Annotated in this window: 16 protein-coding genes; 5 read left to right on the top strand and 11 right to left on the bottom strand. The window is 70.7% G+C overall.

Going from position 1 to position 17511, the window contains the following annotated elements:
• Window positions 1-20 precede the first annotated feature (20 nt).
• Both VGC13_RS31710 and VGC13_RS31705 read right to left on the bottom strand, forming a co-directional pair.
• Complete coding sequence (locus tag VGC13_RS31710) at window positions 21-503, bottom strand: SRPBCC family protein (RefSeq protein ID WP_331129367.1); 483 nt, start codon at window positions 501-503, stop codon at window positions 21-23.
• Between the two features lie 30 nt (window positions 504-533).
• Window positions 534-881: a hypothetical protein gene (locus VGC13_RS31705; RefSeq protein WP_349264271.1), complete on the bottom strand. Its 348-nt coding sequence runs from the start codon at window positions 879-881 to the stop codon at window positions 534-536.
• A gap of 99 nt (window positions 882-980) precedes the next feature.
• Between VGC13_RS31705 and VGC13_RS31700 the strand changes: the two genes are divergently transcribed.
• From VGC13_RS31700 to VGC13_RS31680, 5 genes are all read left to right on the top strand, one after another.
• A complete protein-coding gene (locus tag VGC13_RS31700; RefSeq protein ID WP_331129365.1) occupies window positions 981-1523 on the top strand; it encodes a hypothetical protein in 543 nt (180 codons plus the stop codon).
• A gap of 41 nt (window positions 1524-1564) precedes the next feature.
• The gene (locus VGC13_RS31695; RefSeq protein WP_331129364.1) at window positions 1565-3400 is read left to right on the top strand and encodes a DEAD/DEAH box helicase; all 1836 of its coding nucleotides are present in this window, start codon (window positions 1565-1567) and stop codon (window positions 3398-3400) included.
• Window positions 3401-3716: 316 nt separating this feature from the next.
• Window positions 3717-4115 carry a hypothetical protein gene (locus tag VGC13_RS31690; RefSeq protein ID WP_331129363.1) on the top strand — a complete coding sequence of 133 codons (399 nt, stop codon included), beginning with the start codon at window positions 3717-3719 and terminating at the stop codon, window positions 4113-4115.
• Window positions 4116-4275: 160 nt separating this feature from the next.
• Complete coding sequence (locus VGC13_RS31685) at window positions 4276-5058, top strand: hypothetical protein (RefSeq protein WP_331129362.1); 783 nt, start codon at window positions 4276-4278, stop codon at window positions 5056-5058.
• A 116-nt stretch (window positions 5059-5174) separates the two neighbouring features.
• Window positions 5175-5744, top strand: coding sequence for a hypothetical protein (locus VGC13_RS31680; protein ID WP_331129361.1), 570 nt, complete (start codon window positions 5175-5177; stop codon window positions 5742-5744).
• Between the two features lie 396 nt (window positions 5745-6140).
• On the opposite strand, the gene VGC13_RS31675 is transcribed toward VGC13_RS31680, so the two are convergent.
• The 9 genes from VGC13_RS31675 to VGC13_RS31635 form a co-directional block, all read right to left on the bottom strand.
• On the bottom strand, window positions 6141-7445 hold the full coding sequence (locus VGC13_RS31675) for a RagB/SusD family nutrient uptake outer membrane protein (protein WP_331129360.1): 1305 nt from the start codon (window positions 7443-7445) through the stop codon (window positions 6141-6143).
• Between the two features lie 13 nt (window positions 7446-7458).
• Window positions 7459-10521 (bottom strand): SusC/RagA family TonB-linked outer membrane protein, encoded by a 3063-nt coding sequence (locus VGC13_RS31670; protein WP_331129359.1) that lies wholly within the window; start codon window positions 10519-10521, stop codon window positions 7459-7461.
• A gap of 572 nt (window positions 10522-11093) precedes the next feature.
• On the bottom strand, window positions 11094-12011 hold the full coding sequence (locus VGC13_RS31665; RefSeq protein WP_331129358.1) for an N-acetylmuramoyl-L-alanine amidase-like domain-containing protein: 918 nt from the start codon (window positions 12009-12011) through the stop codon (window positions 11094-11096).
• A 2-nt stretch (window positions 12012-12013) separates the two neighbouring features.
• Window positions 12014-12574 (bottom strand): hypothetical protein, encoded by a 561-nt coding sequence (locus VGC13_RS31660; protein ID WP_331129357.1) that lies wholly within the window; start codon window positions 12572-12574, stop codon window positions 12014-12016.
• Window positions 12575-12636: 62 nt separating this feature from the next.
• Window positions 12637-14532, bottom strand: coding sequence for a hypothetical protein (locus VGC13_RS31655; protein WP_331129356.1), 1896 nt, complete (start codon window positions 14530-14532; stop codon window positions 12637-12639).
• 222 nt (window positions 14533-14754) lie between these two features.
• Window positions 14755-15378 (bottom strand): LON peptidase substrate-binding domain-containing protein, encoded by a 624-nt coding sequence (locus VGC13_RS31650; RefSeq protein WP_331129355.1) that lies wholly within the window; start codon window positions 15376-15378, stop codon window positions 14755-14757.
• Between the two features lie 296 nt (window positions 15379-15674).
• Window positions 15675-16199 (bottom strand): hypothetical protein, encoded by a 525-nt coding sequence (locus VGC13_RS31645; protein WP_331129354.1) that lies wholly within the window; start codon window positions 16197-16199, stop codon window positions 15675-15677.
• Window positions 16200-16240: 41 nt separating this feature from the next.
• Window positions 16241-16711 (bottom strand): Uma2 family endonuclease, encoded by a 471-nt coding sequence (locus VGC13_RS31640; protein WP_331129353.1) that lies wholly within the window; start codon window positions 16709-16711, stop codon window positions 16241-16243.
• Window positions 16712-16862: 151 nt separating this feature from the next.
• Window positions 16863-17417 carry a Uma2 family endonuclease gene (locus tag VGC13_RS31635; RefSeq protein WP_331129352.1) on the bottom strand — a complete coding sequence of 185 codons (555 nt, stop codon included), beginning with the start codon at window positions 17415-17417 and terminating at the stop codon, window positions 16863-16865.
• Window positions 17418-17511: the final 94 nt, after the last annotated feature.

Below are 17511 nucleotides of genomic sequence, written 5' to 3'. Positions count from 1 at the left end.
CAGCAACTCTGTTGACTCTGCTAACTCTGTGTGAGGCTTTTCTTTTCGTGATTCGCGACGAGCGCGCGGTTGATGGACGACTCCCAGGTTTCCATCCATCCCGCGAACCCATCCATCATCTCCGCGACCGCGTCGTTGCCGGCGGGGGTGAGGGCGGTGAAGGCGTAGGAGACGTCGGCCAGCGTGCCGCCATCGTTCCCGGGGCGCAGGCGGACGTCGACGACCACGGCGTGCAGCCCGGGAGTGACGCGGGAGTAGACGGCACGTGCAGGTGGATGATGCGCGATGGTAGTCCAGATCGTCTCGCGCCCGGCCGCGCGGGTGACGAAGACGGAGCCCTCGCACGCTTCGCCATCCGCGGGATGCAGGAAATGGGGATCCCACCCTTCCGCCCAGGCGCGCTCGCCCAGCGGTGTGAACATCCCGAACGCACGCTCTGGCGGCGCGTCCAGACGGATGGTGGCGCTGCGCGTCTGGTGCATGGGGACGAAACCGATCGTCATCCGCTCCCGCTATTCCCTATTCCCTATTCCCTATTCCCTGTTCCCTGTTCCCTGTTCCCTGTTCCCTGTTCCCTGTTCCCTGTTCCCTGTTCCCTGTTCCCCGGACTCCCGCAGCGTGTGGCTGGCCTCGGCGCCGTAGTCCAGGCCGTAGACCTCCTTGAGCTTGCGGATGAGCTCCAGCGACGGCGCGCCGAACGGCGTCCTGTGGTCGAAGGCGTGCAGCACGATGCCCTCCAGCAGCTCGCCCAGCGACACGTCGTGGTACTCGGCCAGCGCCTTGAGCACCTTCACCAGGCGCTTTTCCATCCGCACCCCCGTCTGCACCCGCTCTACGTACATCCCGCCTCCTCTGTCGCGCGCGGTGTTACCATGGTACATTGGTAACAGCGTCCGGCGGCGGTGTCAAACCCGCGCGGTGCGGACTGGTCCGTCCCTTGCGCCCCCGCGTGCGGATCAACCGCGAGCGGAGCGAAAACAATGACGGACCAGACGGACTGGGACATGACGGAGCGAGAGGTGCGGGCGGACCACGCCCTGGACGCGTACCGGGAGCGGCGCCGCCTGCGGCGCGGCGAAGACACCTGGTTTGGCGGCGGGGGCGAGGGGCTGCTGGAGAGCGTGGAGCAGGGGCTGGACGCCGAGGAACTGAGCCGGCGCCGCATCGACGTGATCCAGGAAGCCGTGGACGTGGGGATGGGCGACGAGCTGGCCGAGATGCTGTACGACGTGGCCCGCGACGAGGGGGTGGACCCGGTGCTGGCCTTCGAGCTGGTGCGCTGCGGGCTGGGGGTGATGCCGCCCAGCGGCGGCGTGGAGAACGCGCCCAACTTCGCCACCACCGACAAGTACCGCCCGGAGTGGCTGGAGCCCCCGGTGGACCCCGACAGCATGCTGCGGGAGCGCACGCTGCGCTTCAGCTTCCGTCGGCTGCGCGCGCTGCTGGAGCAGCACACGGGCAGCGCGGCCGACGCGTTCCGCGCCTTTGCGCGCGAGCCCGACGTGGGGCCGGTGGGCTACTGAAGCCCCCCGGCCTCCATTTCATCCCGATTCCGGTTTTCACCATGAGCGAAGACGTAGAGACCCCGCCCGCCAACGCGTTTGCCGCGCTGGGGCTGCAGCCCCAGGTGGTGGCCGCGCTGGAGGCGCTGGGCTATGAAGAGCCCACGCCCATCCAGGAGCGTGGCATTCCCCTGCTGCTGGCGGGGCGCGACGTGATCGGCCGCGCGGCCACGGGCACCGGCAAGACGGCGGCGTTCGCGCTGCCGCTGGTGCAGCGCATCGACGCGCGCGCGCACCACGTGCAGGCGCTGGTGATGGCGCCCACCCGCGAGCTGGCCGTGCAGGTGGCCGAGGCCACCCACAAGTACGGGCAGGGGCTGGGGGTGCGCGTGCTGGCCGTGTACGGCGGGCAGGACATCAGCCGCCAGCTGCGCGAGCTGCGCCGCGGCGTGCACGTGATCGTGGGCACGCCGGGGCGGCTGCTGGACCACATCCGCCGCGGCTCGCTGGACCTGTCGGCCACGGGCTACGTGGTGCTGGACGAGGCCGACGAGATGCTGGACATGGGCTTCATCGAGGACATCGAAGCCATCCTGGAGTCGCTGCCCACCGAGCGGCAGACGGCGCTGTTCAGCGCCACCTTTCCGCCCCGCATCCAGGACCTGGCGCGCAAGGCGCTCAAGGAGCCGGAGCGGGTGGTCATCACCCCCGAAAAGCTGGACACGCCGCTGGTGCGCCAGGTGGCGTACCTGGTGAACCGCCACCACAAGCTCGAGGCGCTGGCGCGCATCCTGGACGTGGAGGCGCCCACCTCGTCCATCCTGTTCTGCCGCACGCGGACCGAGGTGGACCAGCTGACCGAGGCGCTGGGGGTGCGCGGGCACCACCCCGAGGCGCTGCACGGCGGCCTGGCCCAGGCGCAGCGCGACCGGGTGATGCAGCGCTTTCGCGCGGGAACGGCCGACCTGCTGATCGCCACGGACGTGGCGGCGCGCGGGCTGGACGTGGAGCACGTGAGCCACGTGATCAACTACGACATCCCGCAGACGCCCGAGGTGTACGTGCACCGCATTGGCCGCACCGGCCGTGCGGGGCGCGAGGGCACGGCGGTCACGCTGGTGGTGCCGCGCGAGAAGTTCCTGCTGCGCGCCATCGAGCGGACGACGGGGCAGCCCATCGAACACGCCAAGGTGCCGCGCCCGGGCGAGGTCAAGGCGCGCCGGCGCGAGCGCATGCGCGACGCCATCCGGGGGGTGCTGACGGGGGACGTGGACCTGGAGCCGTTCCGCGACGTGGTGCGGTCGCTGGCCGACGAGTTCGACCCGCTGGAGATCGCGGCGGCGGCGGCGCGCGTGGCGGCCGAGGCGCGCGGCACGGAGCAGATGCAGGACGAGACGGAGATCCCCGACATCGACCCGCGCGAGCGCGAGTCCGGGCCGCCGCGCGAGCCGCGCCGGGGCGAGGGCGGGCGGCAGGCGGCGCGCGGGGGCGGCACGCGGCGCGGCCCCGGCGCGGGAAAGGCCACGCTGTACATCGGGATCGGGCGGCGGCGGGGGGTGCGGCCGGCCGACATCGTGGGCGCCATCGCGGGCGAGGCCAACGTGCCGGGCGACCGCATCGGCGCCATCGAGATCACGGACCAGTTCACGCTGGTCGACGTGGACGAGGGCGACGCCGACCGCATCGTGCAGGTGCTGAGCGGCGCGGCCATCCGCGGGCGGCAGGTGCCGGTGCGGCGCTCGCGCGAGGACCGCGGCGAGGGCGGCGGCGAGTACCAGGGCCGATACGACCGTGGCGGCGACGGCGGTGGGGGAAGCCGCCCGTACCGCGGCGGCGGCGGTAGGGACGGCGGCAGCCGCCCCTACCGCGCCAAGCCCTACCGCCGCGACGACGACTGACGGCGGCGGGTCTCACGCGGAGGCGCAGAGGCGCGGAGAGGATAAGCGGAGGGAACGGAGATGATCTTCCGTTCCCTCCGTTTCTGCATGAAACACCTTTATGGGGTACAGAGGAACAGAGTCAGACAGAGGGATAAGATGATATTTCAGCTCGCCTCCTCTGTCTGACTCTGTTCCTCTGTACGAGCATTCTTTTCCGGGATCTGCTATCACACGGACGCAACGGAGTCACGGGAGGAGAGATGTCGCGATGAGGGGGCGCGGGACGTTCTATCGGCGATGAAGTGGTGCTGACGTACCTTTCAGAAGAGGCAGGATGGAGATGAGGCGATTGGCGGCGGTGTTGGGGCTGGCGGTGTTGCTGGCGGCGCCGGGGTGCTCGCGCGCGCCGGGAGATCCGGACGGGCTCGGCCTGAGCGCGAACGTGCCCGCCGAGGCGGCCAGCATCCGCGGCGACATCAAGGAAGTGGACCGCAGCCGCGGCGGACTGCGGTTCCTGGTGGAGCAGAACCCCGCCCGCGGCGCCGGCGAACCCATCGCGTGGGTCGACGTGGTCCGCGAGACGCGGGTGCTGGCGCGGACGGATGGGCGTACGGCGGACGCCTCATCCGCCGAGCTTGCCGTGGGAACGCGCGTGCAGGTGTGGTTCACGGGCCCGGTGCGGGAGTCGTTCCCCGTGCAGGCGACCGGCGGCACCGTCCTCATCGAGCGCTGAATCCATCGCTTCAACGAAGCACCGGTGCCGCGGCGAGCGGCGCCGGTGCTTCGTCGTATCCTCATCCACGACGCTGACGATCGCCGCGCGGCTTGACGCGTCAGGCGTTTCGCGTATCATGGTTTCGGCTGGTTTAAATTTCACCTGCACGCCATCGAAAATGATCAGCCGGTTCCTTCGCGTCTGCTTCGTCCTGTCCCTCGCGCTGGCGTCCACGCTCCACGCGCAGGATGCGCCCGCGCCCATCCAGGACAACAGCTTTCTGGTGGAAGAGGCGTACAACCAGGAATCGGGGGTGGTGCAGCACATCAGCACGGTGGAGCGGGCGGATGGCGGCGGCGCGTGGGGGTATGCGCTGACGCAGGAGTGGCCGCTGCTCGGACTGCGGCACCAGCTCAGCTACACGGTTCCGCTGGTGCATCCGGGCGGCGGCGGCTCCGCGGGGATCGGCGACGTGTCGGTGGATTATCGCTACCAGCTGGTGGGGGATGCGTCCGCGCGGCTGGCGGTGGCGCCGCGGCTGAGCCTGCTGCTGGCCACGGGCGACGAGGACGCGGGACGCGGCGGCGGGCGCACGGGCGCGGAGGCGGCGCTGCCGGTGAGCTTCGTCCTCACGCCGGCGCTGGTGGCGCACAGCAACGCGGGGCTCGCCTGGTTTCCCGCGGAAGGCGGGGACGCCGCGACCACGTTCAGCCTGGCGCAGGGCGTGGTGTGGCTGGCGCATCCACGCGTGAACCTGCTGGTCGAGACGGCGTGGGAGCGGGAGGATGCGGGGGACGGGGCGGTGGAGAGCCTGTTCGTATCGCCCGGCGTGCGGGCCGCGTTCGACGTGGGCGGCGTGCAGGTGGTGCCGGGCATCGCGGTGCCGGTCGGCGCGGGGGCGAGCAGCGGCGAGCGGATGCTGTTCCTGTACCTGAGCCTGGAGCATTCCTACCGCCGCTGAATCACGCTCCACCCGCGGCGGCGCCGGCATCCCTCCCCTTGCCGCGCCCGCCGCGCGGACGCATCCTGCCCGCGGACCGATCTCCGCCCGCGACATCCGCCCTTTCGCATCCCCGCATGAACACCGGCGAATACCTGTCCGTCCTGGTTTCCATCATCGTGGGGCTGGGGCTTTCGCACCTGCTGGGAAGCGTGGGCAAGCTGCTGAGCCGGCGCCAGCGCGTGCGGGTCTACGCGCCGTCGGTGCTGTCGGCGGTGATGGTGTTCCTGGTGCACGTGCAGTTCTGGTGGGGCAGCTTCGAGTTCGGCGAGCGGATCGAGAACAACTTCTTTGCGTTCCTGGTGTTTCTGGTCACGCCCATCCTGCTGTACCTGATCGCCGTGCTGGTGCTGCCGGAGCTGGACCAGGACGACAGCGGCGAGGTGTCGCTGCGGGACCACTACTACCAGGCGCGTCCCTGGTTCTTTGGCCTGACGGTGCTGATTCCCGTGGCGACGGCGGTACGCAACGCCGGCTTTCAGGGCGACCCGCTGTGGAACCAGGACCGCCCCTTCGAGCTCGCCTTCTTTCTGCTGGCCCTGGTGGGCCTGCTGACCGCCCGCGAGCGCGTGCACCGCATCCTGCCGCTGCTCATGCTCGCGCTGTTCATCGCCATGGTCGTCCTGACCAGCCTGCGGCCCGGCTGATTCCACGTCTATCCTCTTTTATCAGATTCTCGTCCCGATTGTGCATTCTCCCACGGGCCGTCTCATCCTCATCCCAGATCCTTGAAAAAGAATAATTGTACAGAGGAACAGAGTCAGACAGAGAACGCGAACTGAAATATCAGCTTGGTTCCTCTGTCTGACTCTGTTCCTCTGTACTCAACAAGGTGTTGTTTTCCCGGATTCGGTAACACGGAGGACACGGAGAAGATAAGAGGACCGGTTTCTCCTCGGTGCCCTCCGTGCCCCTCCGTATCAGTCGGCAGCAGAAGTCTGGGTGCACAATGGACTGCGGGATTCGGTATTTGAGGATTGGGATCGAAACGGCCCCGCCGGCGGTGTGCCGGCGGGGCCGTCTTCATCCATCTTCCCGCGGCCTCAGCCCGTGAAGCAGCCGGAATTCTGGTTGCGCTGGCACTCGGCCGTGGGGTACGGCAGGAACTCCATCGTGGGCCGGCGCGTGGTGTAGGTGCTCAGCCGCCGCAGGTCTTCCCAGCGAAGGCCCTGCGCGTACAGCTCGTAGCGGCGCTGGTACAGGATCTCGGTCAGCAGCTCCGCCTCGGTGTCCAGCGACTGGGCCGGCAGCGCCGTCATGCACGCCAGCGGCTCGGCCACGGTGGACGAGCACTGCGTACGCACCGCGTTCACCAGCGTGCGGGCCTGGTCGAGCTGGCCCAGGCGCGTGTGCGCTTCGGCCCGGATCAGCCGCATCTCGTCGGGCAGGTACACCGGGAACGCGTCGTTGCGGCCGCCGTAGCGGTTGAAGTTGAACACCGAGTCCGGCAGCCCCGCCACGCCCGTGCGCGTGGACCAGTACGCCGGACGCGCGTCGCCCGCCTGCGCCTCGGTAAAGAGGACGCGGCGCGAACCCACGTAGTCGAGCCCGAAGCCGTAGTTCTGCACGGGGTTGATGCCCGGGTTGGGATACAGCAGCTGCGACAGCACCCCCGGGTTCACCCGCTGCGCCGCGTCGATGGCGTTCTGGTACTGCCCATCGAGCAGGTAGTACCGCGCCAGCATGGCGTCCACCGTGTTGCGCAGGTTCAGCCCGCTCGAGAGCACCCGCGTGTTGAAGTCCGACAGCTGCGCGTCGGTCACGCCGGCCAGGTCCGTCCTGGCCGACTCCAGCAGCGCCAGCACCTCGTCGCGCACCTGGTCGCGCGGCACCGGCGCCGCGCCCGCGGGGTCGTCGTCCAGGGGCATCTCGCGGTACTGCAGGGTCAGGTAGCCCAGCGCCATCGCCTTCAGCAGCTTGGACAGGGCGACGGTGCCCGTCTGCAGCCCCGGGCCCAGCCCCACCTGCGGCGCCGCCTCGATGAGCAGGTCGGCCGTGCGGGTGATGCGGTACGCCCGGTCGAACGGGTCCGACACGCTGCCGAACGCCGGGTCCACCGTGCCGGTGACCAGCGAGCGGTCGGACTCCAGCGCGCGCTGGCGCACGCCCCACTCGTCCGTGACCAGCGCGGGGGCGCGGACGAAGATGTGGATGGCGTCGGCCAGCTGCGCCTGGATGCCCACCGCCGCGGTGAGCACCAGCTCGGGCGAGTTCAGCACCTCTTCTTCACGAGGCGCGTTGGGGTCGGTAAGGTCCAGCTCGCACCCCGTGGTGGCCAGGGCGGCGGCCAGGAGCACGCAGCCCCGGAGCAGCCGTGCCCCGGCCTGCCTGGAAAGCCAGTGTTGCATGGTCGTTGCCCGTTCAGAAGTTGAAGTCGAGGCTCAGCACGAAGGTGCGGGGGATGGGCGTGGTGGCGAAGTCCACCCCGCGCGCCACCGTGTGGGCCGAGAACATGTTCACCTCCGGGTCCATGCCGGAGTAGTTGGTCCAGGTGTACAGGTTGCGGGCGGCCAGCCGCACGCCCAGCTCGCCCGCGCCAAAGGTGCGCGCCACCCGCTGGCCGAAGCGGTAGCCCAGGGCGATCTCGCGCAGCTTTACGAACGACCCGTCCTCCACGTACTCCTCCAGCAGGCCGTTGCGCTCGGCGTTGCGCACGAAGGTGCCCACGATGGTGTCGCCGCTCGCCTCCACGCCCGCGTTGGGCGACGAGCCGAAGAAGTCGCTGCTGCGGCGCGTGAAGTTGATGACGTCGTTGCCGAAGCGGCCGTCGAACAGCACCCCGATCTCCACCCCGCGCACGTTGAAGGTGTTCAGGAACGACGCGGTGAAGTCGGGGTTGGGGTCGCCCAGCACCTTCAGCACCAGCGACGAGTCGGCGTTGGTGGGGCACCCCGCCGGACGCAGGCAGGCGCGCGCCCGGCGCGGAACGCCGTTGGGGCCGCTGAGGATGATGTTGCCCTGCGCGTCGCGCGGGTACACGGCGCCGTAGAACACGCCCAGCGGCTGCCCCTCGATGACCGCGTTGGGATAGCCGCCGCCCGGGAAGAACAGGGTGTCGCTCTCCTGGTTGAGCTCCACCACGCGGCTGCGGTTGCGGGCAAAGAGCAGGCGGCTGCTCCACTCGAAGCCTTCGCGCTGCACGTTCAGGCTGTTGAGCGAAACCTCGACCCCCCGGTTGCTCACCGAGCCGATGTTGCGGAACTGCGAGCCGAAGCCGCTGGTGGGCGCCAGCAGCACGTTCAGGATGAGCCGGTTGGTGAACTTGTCGTAGTAGGTGAACTCCACCGACAGGCGGTCGTTCAGCAGCCCGGCGTCGAAGCCCGTCTCCCACTCGCGCTGGCGCTCGGGCGCGATGTCGGGGTTGGGCGCCTGCGTGTTGGGGCGCAGTCCCGGCCGGCCGCCGTAGTTCTGGTTGACGTAGGTGACCTGGTTCAGGTACGGGCCAAAGGGCTGGGCGCCCGTCTCGCCGTACGCCAGGCGCGCGCGCAGCGTGCTGAACACGCCGCCCAGCGGCCCGCTCTCGAAGCCCGGCTGGTCGTGCACCACCCACGAGCCGCTCACGCGCGGATACATCTGCCAGCGCTCGTCGGCGCCAAAGGCCGACGAGGCCTCGACGTTCACGCCCGCGGTAAGGAACAGGCGGTCGGCGATGGACAGCCGCTCCTGCAGGAAGGTGCCGAAGATGTTGAGCTCGGTGCGCGACTGCGACGCCACCTGCACCGCGCCCACCACCGTGCGCTGCCCCGGCGCCAGCTCCGACGCCGCCGCGCGCACCGTGTTCACCCGGTCCTCGCTGTAGCGGACGCCCAGCGTGCTGCTGAGCCCCAGCCCCGTGCCGAGCCCCGCCTCGTGCGTGGCCGTGAGGTCGCTGTTGAACTTGCGCACCTGGCGAATGGGGTTCTGGATCTCGCCGGTGAACGCCGCGCTCAGCGCGCCGCGGGGCTGCAGGTACGTGTCTTCCTGCCGCCCGTCGTCCAGCCCCGCCAGGTAGCTGATGGTCAGGCTGGGGAGCGGGTTGGCGGTGGCCTGCACGCTCCCCAGGAAGCGGGTCACGTCCGTCCGCACGATCCAGTTGTTCAGGATGTCGAAGACGTTGGCGCCCAGGATGGGGTTGTACGGGTACTGCCCCGTGGTCTCGTTGAACGCGGGGTTGAACGAGGTGGGGGTAAAGATGATGCTGGTGAGGATTCCCTGCGTCTGCTCGCCCTCGGGCACCAGGTTGGTGCGCGAGCGCATGTAGCTGGCGGTGGCCCCCACCTCGAGCCAGTTGGACACGCGCTGCGTCACCCGCCCGCGCCCGCCCATGCGGCCGTAGTCGGTGGACTGCACCACGCCCTCTTCGTCGCTCCAGTTGCCCGACAGGTAGTACGAGGTGCCCTCGCTGCCGCCGGAAAGGGACAGCTGGTTGCTGGTGCCCAGCCCCGTGCGGTAGATGTCGTCCTGGATGTCGAAGCGCTCGATGGGCTGCCCCAGCCGCGGCCCCAGCGCGCGGTTGGCCACGGTGTCGGCCGTGCCCACGATGGGCACCTGGTTCAGGTCCAGGCGGCGGTTGGTGTTCACCGCCTGCAGCTCGGTGCGGAAGTTCACCTGCGGGCGCCCCTGGGTGCCGCGCCGGGTGAAGATCTGGATGACGCCGTTGTTGGCGCGCGAGCCGTACAGCGCGGCGGCCGCGGCGCCCTTGATGACCTCGACCCGCTCGATGTCGGCGGGGTCGATGTCGGACAGGCGGTTGGTGAGCGCCGCGTTGCCGCGGGTGGCGTTGGCGCCCAGGCCGATCAGCGCGTCGGAGTTGTTCTCCACCAGCACGCCGTCGATGACGATGAGCGGCTCGGCGTTGCCGGTGATGGTGCTGGTGCCGCGCAGGCGAATGCTTACGCCGCCGCCGGGCTGCCCCGAGTTCTCGCTGATCTGGGCGCCGGCGATCTTGCCCTGCAGCGCCTGGTCCACGGTCTGGGCGCCGGGCGCCTGGGCCACCTCTTCGCCGGTGACCGAGGCCACGGTGTTGCCCACCTGGCGGCGCTCCACGGGGGCGCCGGTGCCGGTGACCACCACCTCGTCCAGCTGCAGCACGGCGCCGGACAGCAGCACCGGCTCCACCGTCACGGCGCCGGCCGAGCCCAGCGCCACCTGCCGCGTGACGGTGCCGCGGCCGATCTGCGCGAACTGCAGGGTGTAGGTGCCGGCGGCCACCCGCGCGCGCAGGGTAAAGCGGCCGGCCTGGTCGGTGACCGTGCGGATGTTGCTGGCCTGCGCGCCGGTGCGCAGCTCCACGTTCACGTTGGCCAGCGGGTCGCGCGAGTCGGCGTCGAGCACGCTGCCCGTGATGGTGTACGCGGGCTCCTGCGCGGCGGCGCGCCCTGGCAGCGCTCCGCACAGCACAAGAAGGGTCGCGCCGAGCCACCGGCGCAGACGGGATGGGCGCATCAAGGGTGCCTCCAGGGGAGAGTGGTGTGAACGCGCCGCCCCGGCCGGGCCTGGAAGTGCCGGGGGATGGCTTCGGGAACCGCCGGACGGAAGATCGGGCCGGTGTGACGCGTTTGCGACGTGCGTTTGCGTTGCCGTTTCAATAGCATTCGGGCGAATGTGGCGCAAGGTTCCCGTGCGGATTTTCGGTATATTTCGCGGAGCGGGCCCGGGTTCGATGAACCTGGTGGCGGGTTCCGGATGCGGGCTGTGGCGCCCGGACGGCGTCGTACCGATCTACGAAAAGAAAATGGGCCCATGCCAGATCCGCAGAAACAGCCCGTGCCATTTGATCCGTGAAAAGCGGGAGGTACAGAGGAACAGACAAAAGCCGGAGGAACAGAGGAAGATCGCTTGTCCTCTGTTCCTCTGGCCGTTCTCTGTCCTTCCGTACCCTCGCTTTTGTCTTTTCCGGATTCGGGATTACGCAGAGGGGCAGCGTGTGTTCTTCCCCTTCGCGACGAGAGGACGCGAAGGCGTGTGCCCCCGCGTCCTCTCTCGTCTCGCCGTGGATCGGGATCGATGCCGGCCGCTCAGCCGCGCAGGGGGCGGGCGGCCAGGATGCCGGTGGAGCTGCGCAGGCCGTTGACGTAGTCGGCCACGGTGCCGGAGCTCACCTGCACCACGCCGCCGGAAAGCGGGGCGTGCAGCACCCGCATCACCCCCGCGCGGTCGCGCCAGGCGAAGCCCGTGTGCGTTACGTCCAGCCCGGCGATGGAGGTGGCGAAGGCCAGCACGTCGCCCGTCTCCAGGCGGCTGGCGACCTCGGGGATGCGCGCCCTGGGGACCAGGTTGCGCGGGCAGCAGTCCAGCGCGCGCTCCCGCTGCACGATGGCCTGGAACGTCGCGTCGTCGCGCAGGGCGGCGTAGCTGCCGCGGTGCTCCGACATGAAGCGCAGGGGCCGCTCGTCGCGCACGGCGCCCAGCGCCGGGCCCAGGTCGCGCAGCAGGCCGCGGCGCTCGCCGTCCCGCATCCACTCGCTGAAGTAGTGCAGCCGGCTGGCGTACCCCCGCCGCACGCCACCGCGGTAGCGCATTCGCTCCACCTCCGCCGCGAACCGGTCCCACCCCCCGTCCGGAGCCGCCGCCGCCCGCGCCACCGCCAGGGCGGACTCCACCAGCGACACGCAGTCGAACTTCGAAAGGTGCAGCGTCAGCGGCTCCGCCCCGGGCGAGCCGCCGTCCGCCAGGTAGTGCTCCAGGGTGGACGCCGCGTACGGCGCCCCCAGCGCCAGCTCGCCCACGCGCGCCACGGCGCGGCCCAGCGGCACGGACCCGTCGCCCAGCCCCTCGGCGCGCAGGGTGCGCAGCCACGCGGCCAGCCGCTCCCGGTCCCCGTCCTCCGGTCCCGCGAGCGTCATCGCCCGCGCGCGGAGGGGAAAGGGAAGGAGCAGCGCCGCGGCGCCCGCGTATCCCAGGAACGCCCTGCGGGTGATTCCGTTCTGGTCCATCGTCACATCCGGATCCTCAGTCCCACGTCGCCCACCAGCATCGCCACGCCGTCGCCGCCCGCGGCGCCGTAGCGAACGTACCGGATGCCGGGGGTGGCCGCCAGCGTCCGTCCCACCCGCACCTCCAGCCCCCCGCCCACCTCGAATCCCACGCCGCCGGCCGCCCTGCCGCTGGCGGGCTCGGCGCCGTCCGGCGCGCGGCCGTAGTCCAGCGTGTGGCGCACCACGCCGACGCGCAGCCACGGCGACGCCGCGAAGGGAAGGCTCAGCCGCACCCCCGCGTCCACGCCGTGCGAGGTGAAGCGCATGCCGCGCTCGGGGCAGAACCCGCCGGTACAGCCAAAGCCGGTGCGGCTGTATCCCGCGTACACCTCCACCCGCGGCCGCGGCGCCCACGAGAGCGCGGCGCCGATCGATGGGCCCGGATCGAACCCGAACTTCGTGATCGCCGCCGCGTGGTTGCCCACCCCCGCGCCGCCGCGCACCTCCACCGCCAGCTGCGCCCGCGCGGGCGGCGCGGCCGCCGCGGCGGCGATTCCCATCATCCACAGAACCCGTTTCATGCGCGCTCCTCCGCGTCCGCGGGGCGTGCCGGGGACGGCGCAGGGGGCCGCCGCGCGCGCGCTCACCGGACCCTCACCCTGTGGGCGGTGGTGCGCACGCCGTCGGAAAGCAGCAGGTCCAGCTCGGCCGCGTCCGTCCGCACCTCCACGCGTCCGCCGCGGGCAAAGCTGAGCACCTGGCCGGTCGCGGGATCGCGCACCAGCACCATGGGGTGCCGCGCCGGCTCCCAGCGCAGCGCCACGCCCCCCGTGCCCCCGCGCTGGACGGAGACGCGGGGCGCGGCCGCCTGCAGCCGCCCCGCCGCCGGCGCGGGAGAGAGGCGGGCCGCCTGTGCCCCGGCCGCGCGCAGGTGCAGCGACGCGGCCCGGTCCAGCCGCAGCGCGCGGCGGGGGATGGCGAAGGCGAAGTGGCGCTCGCCCGGCGCGCCGTCCATCACCTCCATCGCGTCGAAGGCAAGGGAATAGAGCGTGGCCCCGGCCGCGTCCCGCGCCTCCAGCGCGTAGGGGCCGGGCCGCTCCGGCAGGCGGGCGGGCGCCGTCAGCTCGAACGCGGGCTCCAGCACCACCTCGCCGTCGCGGATGCTTCCCCACACCAGCAGCACCGGCTCCGGCGCGGCCGGCCGGGGGACCCGCGCCCAGTCGTGCACCTGCCGAAAGTCCAGGATGCTGCGCCAGGTGTAGTGCGTGATCCACTCCGGCGCGCAGTACGACATCAGGTCCGAGCTGGCGTGCGGCGCCATCAGCTGGCCGGTGCGCACGTTCCAGCCGGGAACGTCCAGGCTGGCGTCGGGGGTGGGGAACGCCGGGTCCACCCCGCCCGCGCCCCCGCACGGCGCGTGGCGCCGGTCGAAGGTGTGCCCCAGCTCGTGGGCCAGCGTCTGCGCGGCGTCGGGGAGCTGGTCCCACCCCACCGCCGCCGGCTGCCCCAGAAAGGCGAGCCCCGTGAGCCCCTGAAAGCCGCGCCGCACCACGCCGTAGTAGTAGCTGTGCGAGCCCTCCGCCGTCCGCAGCGCGTAGATCTCGCGCAGCAGCTGGCTCCATGCGTCCCCCTCCACCACCAGCGAGGTGGTGTACGGCGCGTGCACCTCCGCGTGCACCTGGGCCACCGGGAACATGTCCGCCAGCGGCTCCATGAACTGCTGCAGGTTCGCGCCGTTCACGCCGCCCGTGGTGCCGCCGCCGGCCTGGTGTACGGGCACCAGGCTGATGTGGAACGGCGGCACCGGGCGCACGTCCACCGCCAGCGGCACGCCGGAGCCCGGGTACACGGCGGCGCTCCCCGGCGCGAGGGGAACCGTGCCCTCGGGGTCCGCCTCCACCAGCACGCGCATCCCCGGCACCACCAGCTCCGCGGGGATGTGCAGGTTCCAGCTTTCCGCCGGCCGCAGCGGGTCGGGCGTGGTGGGCACGGCGTCGGCAAAGGTGCCGACGGTGCGCACCAGCGTCTCGCCGTGGTACACCTTCACCCGCACCTCCGGCGCAAAGAAGCTGGGCCGGTCGCCCCGCAGAAGCACGCGCAGGGTGGCCGCGCGCCCCTGTACCAGCGGCGCGTCTCCGCCCGGGGGCTGGGCCGCCTGGGTAAGCTGGATGGACGCGATGGCCAGCCGCAGCGACACCGGGTTCACGCGCACCCGCGCCGTGGCCGCAAGCCCGGCCACCTGCACCGTCACGTGCGCCTGGCCGGGCTCCGCGGCCAGCAGCCCGTCCTCATCCACCACCACCGCGCCGTTCTCGCTGGTCCACCGCGGCGCGGCCCAGCCCGGCAGCCGCTCGAACGGCTGGCCCACCTGGTCCAGCACGGTCACGCCGATCTCCACGCGCTCTCCCTGCACCGTGGTGACCCGGGAGGAGGACAGCTCCAGCGAGGTGGGAATGCGCTCGCTCTCCATGAACAGGTCGGAGCACGCGGCCGCAAGCGGCAGCAGCAGCGCGGCACCCAGGCGGGGAATGCGGTTCATCTGGCGTGGCGGGGAAGAGCGGGGGAAATGTGTGGCGGTGCCGGCGGATACACCCGGCGGGCGGATGGAGGTCCGGAGGGTCATAGACCCGGCTGGAAGCGCGGCGTAAGATCCCGAAAAAGAATGATCTGTACGCTTGATTTGTTTTTCCCGGGGTATGAGCGGGACTGCCTGCCTTCGTGCCCCTCCGTGTGAGCTCGGGATCTTTCGCCGGATCCGGGATCAGCCGCCGAACGGGTTCTGCGGAGGGTCGCCCACGCTGCCGGAATCCAGCACCGCGCGCAGCAGGTCGTCCAGCAGCGAAAGCCGCTCGCGCTCGCGGCGCGTCTCCAGCAGCTCCTGCTGCCACGCGGGGTCGATGCGGATGGCCTGCGCGATCTGGAACCCCGTCTCGGCGTAGGGATCGATCTCGGGGAACGGCTGCTTGTAGCGCACCACCTCGTCCAGCACCCGGTAGAAGAGGTCGATGGAGCGGCGGCGGCGGGGGACCAGGCCGCGCTTGTCCTCCTTTTCGTCGTCGTACGGCTGGGTCAGGGCCTCGAAGTACGCGGTGCCGCTCTCGATGCCGTCCTCGATGCGAAAGCGCTCCAGCCCGCGGCACAGGATGAGCGAGCGGCCGTCGGGGAGCGGCTGGAACTTGAGGATGCGCGCCACGCACCCCACCCCGCCGTTCTCCATGCTGAACGGGCCGTGGCGGTCGGGGTCGTGGTAGATGAGCCCGAACTGCTCGTTTCCCTCCACCGCGTGCGCCACCATCTGCCGGTACCGCGGCTCGAAGATGTGCAGCGGCATCGGCGCGCCCGGAAAAAGCACCACGGGGATGGGAAAGAGCGGTAGGCGCATCATGCAGGGGGCGGGGGATGAAGTGCTCGTGCGAAAGTGCCGCATCCGCTCCGCCACCGCAAGCGGCCCTCCGTGCGTTTGTTCGCGCCTGCTGCGACGGATCTTCAGTCCCCGTCAGGGCGGGGACCCGCGCAACAGGCCTCCTACGGATCCGCAAAAAGATTGTCTCACGCAGAGGAAGCAGACTCTGCCTCCTCTGTGCGAGACGATTGTTGCCGGAGCTGGCCGGCTGTTGCAGGATTGGGGATCAGGCGGAGCCGGCCGATACGGCGATGGAGGGACGAGGAGCGCCGGAGGCGTCAATCCACCCCTTCCGGAAGACGACGCCATCGGTCCGCCGTCACCGGCGCGGCGCCTTGCAGCCCGCCGGGCGGCAGCGGCGGCGTCAGCGCCCAGGTGCCCGGCTGAAAGGGCGGCGTGTCGATGACGTACTCGGAGGGCCCGGGCCTCGCGTCCGTGTCCACGCGCAGGTTCAGCCGCAGCCGCATCACGTGGCCTCCACGGGTGAGCACCACCTCGTCCAGGTGCACGCGGCAGTCGCCCCGCCCCCACCACAGCAAGGCGTGCGTCCCCGCCGGCGCCAGCGAGCTCCGGCCCAGCCGCCGCACGCCGAAGCCCATGTCGGCGGAGTCCGGGCGCTCGGGCGTCCAGGTGTAGCCGTCCAGCTCGCGGGGATGGATCAGCGCGCCCTGCTCGTCGCGCACCAGCAGCGCCACGCTGCTGGGCCAGCAGTGCTGCGCCGCCGCCGGCGTGGCCAGCGCCGCGCAGGCCAGCAGGACGAAGAGGATCGTGAGGACGTGGGTGGGGCGGAAACGGGGGTGCATCGCCACCTCCGGAGGGGGCGGCGCCGGGGAGGCGCCGCGCGTCAGTCGAACAGCTCGTCTACGGCAAAGCGCCATCCGGGCACCGCCGGCTCGGCGTCGGCCACTTCGCCGCGGCGGTATACCACCGCGTGTTGCGGATGGTTCGCCCGGTACGCGCGGATCAGGTTTTCGCGCAGCACGTCTACGTCCCACACCACCTGCGTCCCCGCCGCGAAGTAGTCGGCCCGCTTCGCCGCCATCCGCCGCTCCGCCTCGTCGCCGTGATCGATCCAGTCGCGCACCTCCACGGCGAAGACGGGTGCTCCAACAGGATAGCCGGGGCTGGCACGCGGTCCCGTGTACCAGCTTACATCGGGACTGATCGACCTGCGATGGGGAAGGTCCAGGAGATACATGAGGCGCGACGTGTACACGGTTCCACCGCCGTGCCGCTCCTTGTGCATGTGGAGGCTGAAGACGAGGTTCCCCATGGCGATCGCCGGCCCGCCACCGGAGGGGCCGGTAACCAGCATCTCCCGTTGACGATCTCCGCCTTGTGCTTCGTCAGCCTCAGGTCGTCGAGGGTCGCCGGCCGGCCGAGCGGGACGGTGATGATCTGGCCCGGCTCCCAGATCCAGTTTTCCTCTTCGAAGACCTTGAGCACCGACGCCAGGGTGCTGTCCATCAGCGGAACAACTCGTCTACCGGAAAGCGCCAGCCGGGCACCGCCGGCTCCGCGTCCGCGATCTCTCCGCGGTGGAAGACGACCGGGTTCTCGGGATCGGCAGCGTGATGGGCACGAATCCAGCCCTCGCGCAACACATCTACGTCCCACACCACCAGCGTGCCCGCCGCGAAGTAATGGCCGCGCTTCAGCCTCATTTTGCGCTCGGCGGCAGGACCATAGTCACCGTTACTGCGGATTTCCACGGCCAGAGCAGGGGCGCCGCGCACGATCTCGTTGTCCTGCACCCGGCCCACGAACCACGCAACGTCCGGGTGAAACGCCTGCGTGCGCGGCGTCTCCATGACGAACGTAACGCTCTCGCTGATCGCGAAGCCGCCGCCGTACGCCTGCCCGTGAATGTGCAGACTGAGCCGGATCGTGAACGCGGCGTTTCCGGGACCGAATTGTGTCCCGGTCATCGGAACGATCTCCCCGTCGATGAGCTCGGCAGGGCCTTCGAATTCCCAGAGATCCTCAAGCGTCGCCTCACGGCCCAGGGGTGCGATGTTCATACAGCCTCCGGTGTGGTGTCGGCGTGAGGTGTCAGTGGGCGGCGACCCTTGACGCCAGCGACAAGTTAACGAAGTAAACAGTGGAATGGAAGTG

Origin of the sequence: Longimicrobium sp., assembly GCF_036399255.1 — a bacterium.
Taxonomy (GTDB): domain Bacteria; phylum Gemmatimonadota; class Gemmatimonadetes; order Longimicrobiales; family Longimicrobiaceae; genus Longimicrobium.
Note: the sequence above shows the minus strand (reverse complement) of the source record. Positions and strands in the feature narration are given on the sequence as shown.

Excerpts from the sequence above, each read along its gene's own strand:
- VGC13_RS31710 (WP_331129367.1), bottom strand. The coding sequence starts at position 503 with ATGACGATCGGTTTCGTCCCCATGCACCAGACGCGCAGCGCCACCATC.
- VGC13_RS31705 (WP_349264271.1), bottom strand. The coding sequence starts at position 881 with ATGTACCATGGTAACACCGCGCGCGACAGAGGAGGCGGGATGTACGTA.
- VGC13_RS31700 (WP_331129365.1), top strand. The coding sequence starts at position 981 with ATGACGGACCAGACGGACTGGGACATGACGGAGCGAGAGGTGCGGGCG.
- VGC13_RS31695 (WP_331129364.1), top strand. The coding sequence starts at position 1,565 with ATGAGCGAAGACGTAGAGACCCCGCCCGCCAACGCGTTTGCCGCGCTG.
- VGC13_RS31690 (WP_331129363.1), top strand. The coding sequence starts at position 3,717 with ATGGAGATGAGGCGATTGGCGGCGGTGTTGGGGCTGGCGGTGTTGCTG.
- VGC13_RS31685 (WP_331129362.1), top strand. The coding sequence starts at position 4,276 with ATGATCAGCCGGTTCCTTCGCGTCTGCTTCGTCCTGTCCCTCGCGCTG.
- VGC13_RS31680 (WP_331129361.1), top strand. The coding sequence starts at position 5,175 with ATGAACACCGGCGAATACCTGTCCGTCCTGGTTTCCATCATCGTGGGG.
- VGC13_RS31675 (WP_331129360.1), bottom strand. The coding sequence starts at position 7,445 with ATGCAACACTGGCTTTCCAGGCAGGCCGGGGCACGGCTGCTCCGGGGC.
- VGC13_RS31670 (WP_331129359.1), bottom strand. The coding sequence starts at position 10,521 with ATGCGCCCATCCCGTCTGCGCCGGTGGCTCGGCGCGACCCTTCTTGTG.
- VGC13_RS31665 (WP_331129358.1), bottom strand. The coding sequence starts at position 12,011 with ATGGACCAGAACGGAATCACCCGCAGGGCGTTCCTGGGATACGCGGGC.
- VGC13_RS31660 (WP_331129357.1), bottom strand. The coding sequence starts at position 12,574 with ATGAAACGGGTTCTGTGGATGATGGGAATCGCCGCCGCGGCGGCCGCG.
- VGC13_RS31655 (WP_331129356.1), bottom strand. The coding sequence starts at position 14,532 with ATGAACCGCATTCCCCGCCTGGGTGCCGCGCTGCTGCTGCCGCTTGCG.
- VGC13_RS31650 (WP_331129355.1), bottom strand. The coding sequence starts at position 15,378 with ATGATGCGCCTACCGCTCTTTCCCATCCCCGTGGTGCTTTTTCCGGGC.
- VGC13_RS31645 (WP_331129354.1), bottom strand. The coding sequence starts at position 16,199 with ATGCACCCCCGTTTCCGCCCCACCCACGTCCTCACGATCCTCTTCGTC.
- VGC13_RS31640 (WP_331129353.1), bottom strand. The coding sequence starts at position 16,711 with ATGCTGGTTACCGGCCCCTCCGGTGGCGGGCCGGCGATCGCCATGGGG.
- VGC13_RS31635 (WP_331129352.1), bottom strand. The coding sequence starts at position 17,417 with ATGAACATCGCACCCCTGGGCCGTGAGGCGACGCTTGAGGATCTCTGG.